This window comes from Nostoc sp., assembly GCF_036918245.1.
Classification (GTDB): Bacteria; Cyanobacteriota; Cyanobacteriia; order Cyanobacteriales; family Nostocaceae; genus Nostoc.
In genome coordinates this window covers 1-15,381 of sequence record NZ_JBALEF010000036.1, presented here as the reverse complement: position 1 = coordinate 15,381, position 15,381 = coordinate 1, and the positions used below count along the sequence as shown (strand labels likewise).

The following is a 15,381-nucleotide window of genomic DNA, read 5'->3' as shown; positions in this document are numbered from 1 at the left end:
AAGGAACGATTAACTAAAAGAATCTAAAAATATGAATCATAGTACACTATCCCACTTTTGTCACTCTCCGAAAACAAAAATCAAATGGAAAGTGCAAGGGTTTTGAGACTCTAAAGATTATAGCCTTGCACTTTTTTGGGAGAAAAAAGCTTCAACCCCTTATCTGGACTAGATTACACTTTTATTCAGCAAGCCCTACTTAATTCTGATTACTGAATCGGTGTTCTAGGGGTAAAAGCACAATATCAGGTTCGCTGTCGCCGTTGAAGTCAAGCCCTACCTGCAATCTGCCAGTTTTGATCAGCTACCTGGGTAATCAAGTTGTTGCTTTGCACAGAAAAGCCATTCATCCCCCAGATGGTATTCTGTCCGGTTGCCTTGTTGCGCCAGAGGATATCAGATTTGCTGTCGCCGTTGAAGTCGGCTGTACCTGCAATCTGCCAGTCTTGCTCAGCCACTTGGGTAATCAAGTTGTTGCTTTGCACAGAGAAGCCATTCATTTCCCAAATGGTGTTTTGTCCGCTTGCCTTGTTGCGCCAGAGGATATCAGATTTGCCGTCGCCGTTGAAGTCGGCTGTACCTGCAATCTGCCAGTCTTGCTCAGCCACTTGGGTAATCAAGTTGTTGCTTTGCACGGAGAAGCCATTCAGCCCCCAGATGGTATTCTCTCCGCTTGCCTTGTTGCGCCAGAGGATATCAGATTTGCCGTCGCCGTTGAAGTCGGCTGTACCTGCAATCTGCCAGTTTTGATCAGCCACTTGGGTAATCAAGTTGTTGCTTTGCACGGAGAAGCCATTCAGCCCCCAGATGGTATTCTCTCCGCTTGCCTTGTTGCGCCAGAGGATATCAGATTTGCCGTCGCCGTTGAAGTCGGCTGTACCTGCAATCTGCCAGTTTTGATCAGCCACTTGGGTAATCAAGTTGTTGCTTTGCACGGAGAAGCCATTCAGCCCCCAGATGGTATTCTCTCCGCTTGCCTTGTTGCGCCACAGTATATTGGGCAAGCTCTGGGTCACACTGGTATTGAGGGCAACGGTTGTAGCAGCGATCGCCGTTGTGCTACCATTGGTCGTCGTGTTGACCGTAACAAGTGTGGTGCTATTCGTAAACCCACCACTATAGGAGTTATCAAGGGCGCGTACTATTAAGCCAGAGGGAGTGCCCTTATAGCCAATTGCTGGGACAAAACGCACCAGTGTGCTAGCAGAGAGCGCCAGAGCGGTGCCATCATCGGCAACAGTACCGACGTTTGCCCACGTAGTGCCGTCAATTGAGTATTGCCATTTTCCTTCTGTAGTGGTGTTGGCAGTATTACCAACGATCGCCAACCCACTCAGACTGGCACTTGTATCAGGGTCAGTAAACAAATTGCCAAATAAGCTGGTGATGGTACTACCGCTGGGGTTGGTGGCGTTTTGTGTCACAGCTGCCAGTGTTGCATTGCCAGTCAAGCTAGGGGCATCGTTGACAGGAGTAATGTTGATCGCGATGTTCTTCGTGGTAGTGAGGCTGGGCGCAGGTGTGTTGCCGTTATCGTTGATACTAACTCCCAGATTAACGGCGGTGTTGGAGTTCAATACCGTTTGGTAGGTGAGTTTGCTGGCTGCAATGAAAGCGTTGAGGTTGGCGATCGTACCGTTCAGGGTGAGGTTACTGGATGTGCCGCCTACGGTGACTCCGCCGCTCCCAACGGCAGCCAGGGTACCTGCCGCCGCGCTAAAGGTGGCGGTGACGCTGTCAGAACCGGCATCGACATCAGCAAAGGTGATGTCTGTGATGGCAGTGGTGCTGTCTTCTACGACAGTGACGCTAGCGGGAGCAGCGATCGTTGGAGCATCGTTAACTGCGGTAACGGTGACAGTGGCATTGCCAGTCAGTTGCAGAGTTGGATCGCCTGCAAGCCCACCATATTCAACAACATAACCGGAAATAGAACCAGCGTTGTTCCGTAGGTCATTCCACTTCCCGTCCAGCAAAAATTGACCATAATCTTCATCGTTTGAATTGTTTGGCTCTAGAGAATTCCAGTTGTTATATCCTCCACCCACTGGAGAGCCATTCTGGCCGAGTCCCTGCCAAAATTGCTGACCAACTTCAGGACCCGTGACCCAGCGCCATTCGCCTTCTACCGCCGCGTCGCTGGCTCCCAACCAGCCCTCCCCTTGAAGCTTGCTGGAGACAAAGCTGCTTTCAGCCGCAGATGTGACAGTCACTAAATAGCCTTGGAGTCCAAAGTAGTTACGAGCCGCTGCTGCATCGCGAGCGGCTGTCCAGGAAATGGGACTACCTGCATTAACGAATTCGTAGAAATGACCATTATCGGGGTTTGCTAGGTTTGTGCCCAAGGCAAACTGGATGGCGCGATCGCCCGTTGTGGGATTCTCACTGGTATTGCTGTAGGTTACTTGCCGCAGTACCGCCTGATAAGTCGCAGCAGATCCAGCACCCACGAGGGATAGAATGCCCGTAGTGGTGTTGTAACTCCAGGTCAAGCCGTTAATCGTACTGCTGGTCCCGCTTTGCCCTGCAAAGCCAAGTTGATCGTTGATATCAAAGTTAGTGCCAATAGAGACTCTGGCTCCGTCGATACCGTCTGAGCCAGTTACGGTCAAGTTAGGGGCAACCAAGCCAGCAGCGGCGTTTTCGGTGTAGTTAAGAGATGTAGCGCCGACAGTGAGAGTAGGGACATCCGCCAACGTTCCTTTATAGCTGTTTAGAACATCAGTACTGAAAATTGGGGAAGTTTCAATTGCTCCTGTCGCAACTTCCAAATTCCAGTCACCACCTAGAGAACTGTTACCTGTCAAATTATCGGAGGCGGCAACATCGGCTCCCGTAACCTGACTGATGTTTTGGACAAAAGTCTGACCGAGTTGGCCTTGAGCAACGTTACAGCCATAGAACAAAATATCTGCATCGTTGGTCAGTGCTTTGCTCCAGGTCTTTAACTGGGCTGCGTACTGAGGTAGATCGATCGAGTTAAGGGCGCTGCTACCAAAATCCACTCCCCCCGCTTCCCCGTGGGAAACGATATGCAAACTGGCGATGTTTTGCCGCCCTAGCAGGGTGTTAGTAATCTGGGTAACACCATCCTGCCCCGGTTCAAGTACATGGATCTCTGTGCCCGGAGTTACACCTGCCAGCAACTGCTGATAGTCTGTCACCGATTTATCGACAAACAAGAGAGATTGGTTGGATCGTCCCAGTCCTGTTAAAGAAGTTGTCAAACTGCCTTCGTCCAAGACAGGCGCAAGGCTGTTTTTAGACAGCACATCAGTAGAAGACGTACCCAACTGGGGAAGCTCAAAAGACATTGTGTTTATCTCCAGGAAGAAAACAGAAGACAACATCATAACTACATCATACACAGATGATAACCGTGTAAAATTAAAAGAATATTACCTCCATGTAGCAGTGATTACACTTAAAATAATTATACTTAAACATGCATTGAATATAGGTATAAATTTAATCAATGTACTGAATATATGGAGTAAGAATAATGATGTGTATTAAGATTATGCGTAGGCGTAGCCAGACTTAATACAGCAATAAGGTTCGGTTAAAGCAAAAACCAGATAAACTGAGGGTTATTACTCAAGTAGACTGAGCTTGAATGCAACTTCAAGAATTCTCACTGATCTCACCTGTAGTTGAATCAGGTACGGTACTCAAAGCCTTAGAAACAGCTATCCCAAAAGAGGCAATTGAAGAAGCGATGCCTTCGGCAAGCCGCTTCGCATCTACGCAGATACACACAGTAATAAAGAACGGAAACGAGCTTTACCGTCATATTTTCTCAAATAAAAGGAATAACAATGGGAATCTATCGTTTCTTGTTATCAATCTTTGTTGCCATAAGTCATGCAGGAGTGCTTATAAACGGCTTAAACCCCGGAGTGATAGCTGTAATATCATTCTTGATTATAAGTGGATATGTAATGACAGCCTTGATATATAAAAATTATTTTGATCCTAAAAAAATTGCTTGGTTCTATCTTGATAGGATTTTTAGAATCTATCCGCAGTATTTATTTAACATAATAACAGTTTTAATTATTTATTATAATTTTGGATTAAACTCACATTATCTCAGTCAACCTTCACAAATTGGATTATTACAAAATCTTTTGATAATACCTATGGGATTTTATATGATTCCTTGGGTAGGAGAGAAATTTATGATTATTCCTCCAGCATGGTCGCTAGGTCTTGAAGGATGTTTTTATATATTGATTCCATTTATATTAATATATAAGTTAGAAAAGATTTTTTTTTGGTTATCCTATATAATTTTTTTGATGGCTTATTTGGGAATTATTCACACAGATTATTTTGGTTATAGATTAATATTTGGAACAATATTTATCTTTATTTGCGGTAGCTTTTTATATAAAAATAATAATATTAAGACAAATCAGCCAGTCAAGTTTACATTAATTTTTTCTTGCTTATTATTAGCAGCAACTTTTTTAGATTCCCGTTTGATATTACCCTTTAATAGAGAAGTTTTAACAGGATTAGTATTAGGAATTATGTCTATACATCTGTTAATAAAAATTAAAAGGACATATTTAGATGATTTTTTTGGTAATCTATCTTACGGATTATTTTTATCTCATTATTTAGTTATTTTTGAGTTTGAGCAATTAGAGATACACTGGAATTTTAAGTGGATATTGGTAATGCTATTAACTTCTATATTTCTTTCAGGAATAGGTTTTTTTTGTTTAGAGAAGCCAGTAATTGCTTTACGTAAAAAAATTAGAAAACAACACAATTAAAGGATGTTGATAGACGGAAAACTTATTTTGATTAGACCTATCTAGTAAAAGACGATTTTTTATTACTAATCAGGTTCACTCTCATCAGTTGATGCTGATTGGGATTGTACAGGATTATTAGAGTCAGTGGCAGTATCTTCTTGCTTGACAACACGCAAAATAGCTGGCTGAGTTGGCGCAGCTTCTTCTTGTGATGGTGAAGTATTCGTCTTCTAGGATTTACGTTTAGGCATAATAAATTCTTGGCAGCAATGCACTCTGGAACGTTGATTAAATCAGTAATGAACAACAAATAACTACACTTTCTCTATTAAATTAGCTCTCAGTAAGCTCAGTAGTATCTGATGCTGTGTTGGTTGATATATCTGAAGTTGATGATTGCTCATTAGTCTGTGATTTAATGCACTCCCCTGATTGAATTACTAAGCTAGTCCCAACACGCTGCACGTAAAAATTTCAGAATTTCTTAATCGAATTTGATGGTAAAAATCCGAATAGTCTCAATTGAAAATCTTTGGCTGGCTCCAAATCTCTCCGAGGTTTTCGGTGAATTTTGACTTCTACTATCTCTTGTTTCAAGTCTTGATATACAACTAATGCTTGTACTCCTGAACTCGTCAAGTTGACGGAATTGCCAGATCCATCGTTCTGAGTGGAATCGAGGACTGTTGTCATACTGCCAGGGTTTGCGGCAGTATTTTTATCGCCGTTAGTCGCATTTGCCGGAATAGTCGTGTCGATGGGCGTTGGCAAGCTAGCGATGGTATCGATACCGAATTTTATCTGCTGGTTCACGCTAGTCCAGCTTGGTATGGTGGTACTCCCAGGCGAGCCGATATCAAAATTGCCGTTCTGGAAATCGTTGGATAAGTTGATCCGCAGCTTTTGGCCGTTTTGACCGTTGAACGTCGCGTCTACGCTGCCGACTACTACTGCTTGAGTCCCATTGCCGATTTAAACTGTATCACCAAAGATGGAAATTTGACTGTTGACGGTAGAAGGGCTTGCATCGGTGATTAGCGTCAGATTGTCGAATAAGGTCAAGGTGTTCAGACTGAACTCGATATAGCCGCCCTGGTAGTTTGTACCCCCTGAAAAGCTTATATCGTTGTCCAAGACAATGGGAGGACCCTGCTTGGTATATGATGAATTGCTGAGGTTGTTAATGCTTATTGCCATACGTTTTCAGTAATTTAAAGAACTCACCTGTATGGAAAATATGCAAAATACAACTAGTCAGCAACAATAAAAATACTGATTATCGATCTAGTATGACAAGCGGGAATAAAAGAGCAAAATCCCCCTCATCCCCCTTGGAGAAAAGCTTTACCAGTAAGCATTGGCTTTAGAAAAACAACTACAATTTACAAAAGCGATCGCCGAATATCCCGCTTGGTATCAGTTGGGGGTAATTACGGTCAATCAAGGACAAACTAACTAAGCTGTTCTGGCTTAAAAACAGGCATTGACAATTCACCATAAATATGCATATACAGATAATAATTTAGGTATTATCCAAGTAGCTGAGAACAATTTAGAAAAAGCGATCGCTTGTTTTAAATCTGCAATTCTCAGCAATCCTAAAATCTAAAATCATCAAGTGTGATGTCTACAATGGGCTATGCCTATGCACTGCTAGTTACCCCATACCTTCCATAACTGGATGAAAGTAGAAGGCGAATCCCAACACTGTATAAGCAGCTAATAACAAAGTACCTTCCAGCCAATTGGATTTACCATCGGAACTAATACTGTTGGCAATTAACACTGACACAACTACAGCGACTAATTCAAAGGGTTTGAAATCCAAATCCATTGGTTGGCCCAATACCCGCCCTGCTATCACTAACACGGGTGCAACAAATAGAGCAATCTGCATACTCGATCCCACAGCTACCGACAGGGAAAGATCCATCTTATCTTTCATCGCCACGGTGACTGCTGTGGCGTGTTCAGCCGCGTTACCGACGATGGGAACCAAAATTACCCCTGTAAACAGCGCCGTCAAACCTAGCTGAGATGTAGCCACTTCCAGAGAATCGACCAACATTTCTGATTCAATTGCCACTAGCAAGGTACATACTAGCAGCACGCCAACCCATAAAGCCATATTTGGTTTACCATGAGATATTTCCTCAACTTCTGCTTCTGCCTCCGCTACACCCACATCATAAAGATAGGAGTGAGTTTTCATCGAAAATAGCAGTGTTAGGGCATAAACCAAGATTAATACTACAGCAACAGCAATAGAAAGATTTTGCAGTGTTTGTTCATTAATTCCTTCAGAGGTATAGTTCATTGCCGTTGGCATCAAAATGGCAATCACCGCCAAATTCATCGAAGCAGCATTCACCCGCGCCACAATTGGCTCAAATGTCTGTTCTTTGTAGCGCAGTCCTCCCAAAAGCATGGAAAAACCCATCACCAGTAGTAAGTTGCTAATAATCGATCCCGTAATACTAGCTTTGACTACATCTATTAACCCAGCGTTCAGCGCCACTAGGGCGATGATTAGTTCTGTAGCATTGCCAAAAGTGGCGTTTAACAAGCCCCCCAATGATGGCCCGACTACGACAGCAATTTCTTCTGTGGCTGTACCCATCCAAGCTGCTAAGGGCAGAATTGCTAATCCAGCTGTAATGAAAACTATCAATTCTCCCCATTCCAGAAAGTGAGCTGCTAGAGAAACTGGGATAAACAGTAGTAAAGCAAAAAGAATAATGTTTTTGGTTGACATTTGTTGTTTTGGGTAGAGGGTATCATTCACAGCGAGCAATCCTAAATTTTAAATTTGGAGTGTTGAATCAACAATCACTTTCACTCAGCACTCCGACATGATACTCTCAACCGCTTGTACAGCAATTCAGAAATTTTACTGTTTTCAGTTCACTACTGTGTATGTAAAATTAGATTGCGATATAATCAGTTACTGTAATCTTTTGTTGCAAAAGTATGAATTTGAGCCAAAATATTACACCAAAAATGGGGTTTAATATATTAAAAGACAATTAAATTTTGATTGGCGCCCAAGAAGAGAAAACCCCTAATCTGAGGCCTTGTTCAATGGCTAATTACTTTGAGCCTTCAGGTAAAGGGCTGTCTTGCAAAGTTCCTTTAAGTCGGCAGAGCCGCCCAACGGACTTTGCGCTGTGCGATAACGCAGATTTGCCACTACAATAAAACAGCTTTGTCAAAAATTTAGTTGGATTCCATAGTTGTTGTTTATACCGGATTTTGTGTTCAAACTATTGGAGAAAGGTTTACGCACAATTATGGTGCAACTGCAAGTTTTTTGTTTTGGATAAATATACATGACTTCTGCTGCCCAAATGCCAGCTAGCTCTGGCTCAACGTTAATATTACATTCAGATCCCAATAACACCAAAGAAACCGATCCCCTAAGAAAGGCTAATGGTGTTTATGTGACGGTGCATGGTCATTTTTACCAGCCACCAAGGGAAAACCCTTATCTGGACGCAATTGAACGCCAACCGAGCGCTGCACCTTTCCATGATTGGAATGAGCGGATTCATTGGGAATGCTATCGTCCAAATGCCTTTGCCAGAGTCTTAAATGACCAAGGCGAAGTGGTGGGGATCGTCAATAATTACGAGTATTTCAGTTTTAATATTGGCCCAACGCTGATGTCGTGGCTAGAACGCTACGATGTGGAAGTTTATCAGCGAATTTTAGAGGCGGATGCCAAGAGTAGCCAACGCTTGCATGGTCACGGCAATGCGATCGCGCAAGTATACAATCACATCATCATGCCTCTGGCGAACGAGCGCGACAAATATACCCAAATTCGCTGGGGTAAAGAAGACTTCCGCTCCCGCTTTGGACGTGATCCCGAAGGGATGTGGCTAGCAGAAACTGCTGTAGACTACGCCACCCTAGAAGCTCTTGTTGCTGAGGGTATTCGCTTCATTGTCCTGGCACCGTCTCAAGCGCTGCGTTGCCGTCCCCTCCCCACTGAAGCTCATCCCAATCCTGAATGGATTGAAGTCGGTGGTAGTCAGATTGATTCCACCCGTCCCTATCGTTGCTATTTGCAGCCGACACTAGACACTTCATCTTCACCTCTAAGTGCGATGGGCTACGCCCCGCCGGAGGCGATCGCTACAAGCCCCAAAGATGGTAGTACAAAAGAATTACCCTACATTGATATCTTCTTCTACGATGGGCCGATATCGCGGGATATGGGTTTTAGTGATGTCGTTTATAATTCCAGTCGCTTTGCCGGACGTATCGGTTCAGCAGTGCGTGGGGATCATCGTCCAGCACAGTTGATTTCGGTGGCGACGGATGGGGAAACCTTTGGACACCACAAAAAGGGAACAGAGAAAACTTTAGCCTACGCCTTTACTAAAGAGTTTCCTCAACAGGGTTGGATGGTGACGAACTTCGCCCATTACCTGAGCTTAAATTCTCCTGGTTGGGAAGTGGAATTAAAGTCAGTCACAGCCTGGAGTTGCGCCCACGGTGTCGGCAGATGGGAGGATGACTGTGGTTGCGGTGGGGAAGGCTCAGTTTGGCATCAGAAATGGCGTCGTCCTTTGCGGGATGCCCTAAATTGGCTGCGGGATCAGCTAACTAAGGTTTATGAGGAACATGGTAGACAGTTATTTCGCGATCCCTGGCTAGCGCGGGATGAATATATCCAAGTTATGCGCGATCGCTCTGCTACCAATGTCAACCGTTTCCTCGCCCGTCATCAAACCCACAAACTAACCGCAGCCGAACAAGTAGACGCACTCCGCCTGTTAGAAATGCAGCGTCACGCTTTGTTGATGTTCACTAGTTGCGGTTGGTTTTTTGAAGAAATTTCTCGTCCAGAGGGGACACAAATTCTGCGCTACGCCGCCCGTGCTTTGGAATTGGCAGGGGAAGTGGCCGGTGTGCAGTTGGAAAAAGGCTTCGTCAAACATCTTGGTTTAGCCCCCAGTAATGTGGATCAGTTCAAACACGGTGCCGAAATTTATCGGCAACTCGTGTTAACTGCCCAACTTGGCTTTAAGCAAGTTGCAGCCCATTACGCCATTACTTCCCTATTTACCAATCAGAAACCAGCAGAGACGCACAATTCCCTACCGAGAAAAGATGCTGCTGACAAACAGTCTCAGCGTTACCATAAGCGGGTTTATTGCTACGCTGCCAATGAGCTAGATTACCAACTGCAACGCATGGGATCGTTAACTCTGGCTGTGGGAAATTTAAAGCTGGTATCAGAGATTACTTGGGAAAGTGAGCATTTGGTATTTGCAGTTTTGCATTTGGGAGGCTGGGATTTCCATTGTGGCATTCAACAATTTACTGGGCGGCGTGACTACAGCCAATTAAAAGAAAAGCTGTTTGGGGCACTAAAACAAGCTAGTGCGGCTCATACTATTTCGGCGATGACACAGCTATTTGGAAAAGAAGCTTTCAGCTTGCAAAATCTATTTGCTGAAGAACGTCATCGGATTATGGGGCTGCTGAGTCAGGAAACACTGGCACGTTTAGGGCAGTTGTATACCCAAGCCTACCGCGATAATTATGGTGTGCTGATGGCGTTTCATCGAGATGAAATCGCAGTACCGCAAGAATTGCAGGTAGCAGCAGATATTGCCTTAGGGCATCGCTGTCTGATGATATTACGATCGCTTGAGCAAGAGATTGCCGATCCCCAAAAGAGTTGGAATCACATCTTAGAATTAGAAGCGATCGCTACTGAAGCAAAACATCTGCGTTGTCGGCTGAATATTCCTGACGGTAAGCAGATGTTAGAACAGTTAATTGCGCGATCGCTCTGGCAACTGTTGCACGATGCCAATGGTAGTTTTAATGCAGATATCCAACTATTGGAACGATTGATTGATGTCGGGGATCAACTAAATATTGATATTTCCCTACAGCGATCGCAGGAACTATACTTTAGTTGTCTGCAAAGTCAGATAGCGCCAGTGTGTATTACTAGCCTTGGTAATGAAGGAGATAATCAGTGTCTTCAGTTGCTCAAGTTGGGTAAAAAATTAGCCGTTGATGTCAGTTCGATCTCAAATCAGTTGGGATAGATGTAGGGACTGTACAGTGGTGGATTAGTTGGGGTAAAAATTTCACACAGAGAAAAGGGGATAATTATCCTCTTTTCTTTTGATAGCGGTCCCCATTCAGATGCAGTACAACATTACATCACGAGTGTAGGGGCACGGCAGTGCCCATACGTGTCAACTTACAGCAGTTTTCATGTATTTGAACCACATCTGTTGTAGGGGCGCAAGGCCTTGCACCCCTACCGCTATATTGGGTAGGTGTTTTACACATCATGCCCTCATCCCCTAACCCCTTCTCCCAAGGGAGAAGGGGAATTGAATCTCTGGCTCCCCTCTCACGGATAGGAGAGGGGCTGGGGGTGAGGGCAAAACGTTCTCACCAAGAGGGTTTCACGTTAAGTTGACACCAATGGGCACTGCCGTGCCCCTACGGGTGTACCTCACGTAAACGAGAACCGCTATAATTTCCTTTACTTAAGATGAGAGCGATCGCAATGGTAGGGATAAAGCCACTCACACTTGAAGAGTCCACGGGTATGTTTTTCAAAAAATGTTCCTGCATGGCGTCCAGGTGATATATCGATCCCAGCTTTAGTTTTAATCTCATATAACCAGGGAAAGGCTACTACTAAAATAGCTATGACAGTAAAGAGGTAGAAAATCGTAGTTTTAATGTTGGGAAATCTTCGGGAATTGCTATTGTGATTTTCAGGCATAGAAATGAGGAGAAACTAATAGCTTATACCATCGTAACCTAAAGCTGAAAATATCGCCGGAAACGTGGATCGATATTATCTGTTTTCTGCTGATTACAGGTAAAACAGAGAGTTTGGAGATTGCTGATATCATTTTGACCACCACGAGCCAGGGGAATGATATGATCGATACTGAGATTAGTTTCTACATTAGTTTTACCGCAGCATCGGCATTGATATTGGTCGCGTTGAAAAACATATTTTTTTACTTCCGGTGGGATACGAATGCGGGGAGTTTTGCTCATTTGTTTTCTAGTTACTAAGAAATTCTTCCAAACTGGGTACGTCTACCCAACTTGCTTTTTGATGCGATTCATGAGATAAATCCATCAACAACTGAGAATAAATTCCTTCGCGTAGCGATGGTGTAATTTCCTGATTGCGATCAATTCCTTGCACCCATTGGTCTACTACACGAATAAATGCCGAAATGCGGCCATCAGCATAATTTTTGGGAAAAATTAATCGATTCGGTATTTCTATTTCTGTTAGAGGTTTACCTGACTGGGAACCCCAAACACGAAAACCATGTATATAATCTTTTTGATTTTCACTGCCCACAATTAATGTACCGCGATCGCCATACACTTCTACCCAATGGGTTCTCGGTGCATGAACAACCGCACTGATAGAAAGTTGGCAAGGTGTACCATTGGCTAATTCCAGGGTTAATATACAGTTGTCATCTGTATTCACTGCCTTAGATTCCCCGCTAATCGGGTCAATTCGTGTAGGAATAGCAGTATTCAGATAGGCGTTTAATCTACGCACTGGTCCGAATAACCAGTGAATATAATCGAAGGCGTGAGAACCCAAAGATCCCAATGCACCGCCTCCTTTCTCTTTATCAGAATACCAATTCCAAGGGCGTGAAACATCAGCACGAGAAGAACCTAACCAATCAATTTTAATTAGGCGTAACTCACCCACATTGTTTTCTGACAATAATTCTGCAAACAATTGCCATGCTGGTACAAAGCGAAATTCAAAGTCTACAGTTGCAATCACGCTTTTTACTTTAGCTAACTGATAAAGTTCTTTCGCTTCAAATACATTTAAAGTTGTCGGTTTTTCTAGTAATAAATGTTTTCCAGCTTGCAATACTGTTTTTGCCATTTCATAGTGCAAAAAGGGCGGTGTTGAAATGCTGACGGCTTGCACTTCTGGTAATGCCACAATATCTGCAAGTGAGTCGTAAGCGTGACAAATATTATGGGATTCTGCTATAGCTTTGGCTTTATTTATATCTCGGTGATAAACAGCAACTACCTCAGTGCGAGGATGTGCTTGGAATCCAGGTATGTGGACTTTTTGACCAAATCCAGTGCCTGCGATCGCAACTCCAATCATATAATTCTTATCCCCATATTTATGCAACTTATTCTTTGTTTTGGCTGTGGCGGATACACCAGAGGGTTTGAAGGCATCCTTTGAGTACAAGACAGACCTATTTGACGCCGCTACGATTAGCCGAATGGTGGGGCATTTCCAAACCTTACTAGAAGGTATTGTCGCCAATCCCAACCAAAGATTAACAGATTTACCAATTTTGACCAAGGCAAAACAGCATCAACTACTGTTCGACTGGAACGACACAAAGATCAGCTATCCTCAAGATAAGTGTATTCATCAGTTGTTTGAGGCGCAAGTAGAGCGATCGCCTGATGCGATCGCGGTAGTTTTTGATAACCAATACTTGACCTACAAGGAATTGAACGCTAGAGCAAATCAGCTAGCACATCACTTACAGGCTTTAGGTGTTGAACCAGAGGTGCTGGTAGGCATATACTTAGAGCGCTCTCTGGAAATGATAGTTGCACTACTAAGTATCCTCAAGGCTGGGGGGGCTTACGTACCTTTAGATCCAACCTATCCCCAAGAACGCCTAGAGTTTATCTTGCAAGACACCCAGTTATCTGTGCTATTGACTCAGCACCAACTGGTGCAGAAGTTGCCCCAGCATCAAGCACAGGTGGTATGCTTGGACATTAGCTGGTCTGCGATGTCTACCGCAGGCTTTTCGAGACGCTTTCAGAGCAGAGTGCGCTCGCCGTAGGCATCGCAAAAGCACCACTGTCGTAGTTACTCCTGAAGTGTTGTCATGTGCGTAATCTCATCAAGATAAAAAACTTTTTATTTAAAGTTTTGATAAAGTCAGCGTTTAATTACGTAGTTGAATTGATTTTATCCAACAATGTTGGTATTATAACTTCAATCGAAAACACCACCTTGTATAAAAACATACGTCATAAAAACTGTTGAATAATTCATAAAGTTTAAACGCTCAGATCGAGGACTGTTTAAGCATTAGTTAAGCTGTTCCACATTTTTTAAATCATATATGGTCGTGTTGGCTGTTGAGTGTTGACTCTTGACTGTCAACTGTCAGCAGTCAACATACCTCACGAGTGACTATGCAATAAATATGTGTTTTAGCTTACCAAAAACGAGAAAGTAATTTTTTCCTTACTTATGGGCGATTAAAAAATGATCAAAAAGTATTTGCTTGCCGCTTCGCTGACTGCATTAGTTGTCAATCTTACCTTTACAAAACAGACTTTAGCAGCCACACTGGCTGCACCGACTGAGGTGACTTTATATGCTGCTGGTAGCTTGAGGGGTGGGCTTTCGGAAGTTGCTAGTGCTTTTACCCAGGAATATGGGATTTCTGTCAAAACAGAATTTGCTTCCTCTGGTTCATTGAAAGATAGATTGTTAACAGGGGAAAAGGCAGATGTCTTTGCCAGTGCGGATTTAGGTAATGCCCTTGCACTAAATCAAAATAACTTAAGTGGGGAAGTCAAAACGTTTGCCAGAAATCCTATCTATGCGATCGCCACACCTGAAGTGTCACTCACCACAGAGAATCTGCTTGATAAGTTTCTCGATCCCGACGTTAAATTGGGTATTTCCAAACCTGTAAGCGATCCCTTGGGAGATTACGGGGTCGAAGTACTTCGCAAAGCTGAACAAATTCATCCAGGCAGCTTTGCCCAACTGAATGGTAAAGCCGTAATATTATCAGGAACATTGCCGCCAGAGAGGAATAGTCCGGGGGGCAGCATAGTCTACTATCTGCAAGATATCAACAAAGCAGACATCTATTTAGTCTATTACACCAGTGCTTTATCTGCCCAACAAATTTCACCAAGTTTACAGATAGTAGAATTGCCAGATAGCTTAAAAACCCAAGCTGACTATGGTTTGACAGTACTTAAGGATGCGAATCCTGGAGGTTCAAAACTAGCTGATTATATCCTTTCACCAACTGGACAAAAAATACTAGCAAAGTATGGATTTAATAGTCCGAAGTCAGTTCCCGAACCTCAGGGGGTTGGTGGAATTTTACTTGCTGTGAGTGTAGCTTTTGCCTTGCAGAGAAAGTTGACTGCTGCCAAACAGCAAAAAGTTCAAGTGAGCGATGAACCAATACGCTTGGGTTAGTACCAAAAACCTTAAACTGTGTAGATTGGGGCAGCCCTGCGCCCTTGCGGTTTCCCGACTTGTTCGCTTTTAGCGTTCCCGCTCTTTAAAAAGTGGCGTTTGAGGAACGTAGACCTAAAATTTCCGCGGCTTTGTTGGGTTGCGCTTTGCTTAACCTAACCTACAATTTTTTTTGACTGAATTGTATTGAGCGATGAACGCCACAGTTAGAAAATCGAAGAATACTGTATAAGCGAAAAGTAGGTTTAAAAATACAGCATTTCTAAATCATTTGGTAAGGATTCAGGTCTAATATTTAGGAAGCAGTGATGGCCGAGACAGATAATTATTAGAATTAGCCAGCAGTGCTTGTGCAAAAAAGTCAAT

At 43.5% G+C, this 15,381-nt stretch carries 12 protein-coding genes; 6 read left to right on the top strand and 6 right to left on the bottom strand.

Translation table 11 applies throughout. From position 1 onward, the window contains the following. Positions 1-269 precede the first annotated feature (269 nt). Positions 270-3,314: a DUF4347 domain-containing protein gene (locus V7L12_RS07635; protein ID WP_335083549.1), complete on the bottom strand. Its 3,045-nt coding sequence runs from the start codon at positions 3,312-3,314 to the stop codon at positions 270-272. Positions 3,315-3,818: 504 nt separating this feature from the next. On the opposite strand from V7L12_RS07635, the gene V7L12_RS07630 reads away from it, so the two are divergent. Next, a complete protein-coding gene (locus tag V7L12_RS07630) occupies positions 3,819-4,784 on the top strand; it encodes an acyltransferase family protein (protein WP_335083547.1) in 966 nt (321 codons plus the stop codon). Between the two features lie 456 nt (positions 4,785-5,240). Here the strand turns inward: V7L12_RS07630 and V7L12_RS07625 are convergent, their stop codons facing one another. Beyond that, positions 5,241-5,579, bottom strand: coding sequence for a hypothetical protein (locus V7L12_RS07625; protein ID WP_335083545.1), 339 nt, complete (start codon positions 5,577-5,579; stop codon positions 5,241-5,243). Positions 5,580-5,678: 99 nt separating this feature from the next. Here V7L12_RS07625 and V7L12_RS07620 point away from each other — a divergent pair, with 99 nt between their 5' ends. Next, positions 5,679-5,804: a hypothetical protein gene (locus tag V7L12_RS07620; protein WP_335083543.1), complete on the top strand. Its 126-nt coding sequence runs from the start codon at positions 5,679-5,681 to the stop codon at positions 5,802-5,804. 445 nt (positions 5,805-6,249) lie between these two features. Continuing rightward, on the top strand, positions 6,250-6,375 hold the full coding sequence (locus tag V7L12_RS07615) for a hypothetical protein (RefSeq protein WP_335083541.1): 126 nt from the start codon (positions 6,250-6,252) through the stop codon (positions 6,373-6,375). 48 nt (positions 6,376-6,423) lie between these two features. On the opposite strand, the gene cax is transcribed toward V7L12_RS07615, so the two are convergent. Next, the gene (gene cax / locus V7L12_RS07610; RefSeq protein ID WP_335083539.1) at positions 6,424-7,521 is read right to left on the bottom strand and encodes a calcium/proton exchanger; all 1,098 of its coding nucleotides are present in this window, start codon (positions 7,519-7,521) and stop codon (positions 6,424-6,426) included. 574 nt (positions 7,522-8,095) lie between these two features. Between cax and V7L12_RS07605 the strand changes: the two genes are divergently transcribed. After that, positions 8,096-10,837: a DUF3536 domain-containing protein gene (locus V7L12_RS07605; protein WP_335083537.1), complete on the top strand. Its 2,742-nt coding sequence runs from the start codon at positions 8,096-8,098 to the stop codon at positions 10,835-10,837. Between the two features lie 449 nt (positions 10,838-11,286). On the opposite strand, the gene V7L12_RS07600 is transcribed toward V7L12_RS07605, so the two are convergent. From V7L12_RS07600 to V7L12_RS07590, 3 genes are read right to left on the bottom strand one after another with little or no spacing between them, the layout of a single operon-like run. Then, complete coding sequence (locus V7L12_RS07600; RefSeq protein ID WP_335083535.1) at positions 11,287-11,532, bottom strand: hypothetical protein; 246 nt, start codon at positions 11,530-11,532, stop codon at positions 11,287-11,289. A 38-nt stretch (positions 11,533-11,570) separates the two neighbouring features. Continuing rightward, entirely contained in the window at positions 11,571-11,816 is a 246-nt protein-coding gene (locus V7L12_RS07595) for an HNH endonuclease (RefSeq protein ID WP_335083533.1), read from the bottom strand. Between the two features lie 7 nt (positions 11,817-11,823). Further along, positions 11,824-12,921 (bottom strand): Gfo/Idh/MocA family protein, encoded by a 1,098-nt coding sequence (locus tag V7L12_RS07590; protein ID WP_335083531.1) that lies wholly within the window; start codon positions 12,919-12,921, stop codon positions 11,824-11,826. 46 nt (positions 12,922-12,967) lie between these two features. On the opposite strand from V7L12_RS07590, the gene V7L12_RS07585 reads away from it, so the two are divergent. Together V7L12_RS07585 and V7L12_RS07580 are read left to right on the top strand one after the other, a co-directional pair. Beyond that, a complete protein-coding gene (locus V7L12_RS07585; protein ID WP_335083529.1) occupies positions 12,968-13,627 on the top strand; it encodes an AMP-binding protein in 660 nt (219 codons plus the stop codon). Between the two features lie 431 nt (positions 13,628-14,058). Further along, the gene (locus V7L12_RS07580) at positions 14,059-15,015 is read left to right on the top strand and encodes an extracellular solute-binding protein (protein ID WP_335083527.1); all 957 of its coding nucleotides are present in this window, start codon (positions 14,059-14,061) and stop codon (positions 15,013-15,015) included. The last annotated feature ends 366 nt before the right edge of the window (positions 15,016-15,381 follow it).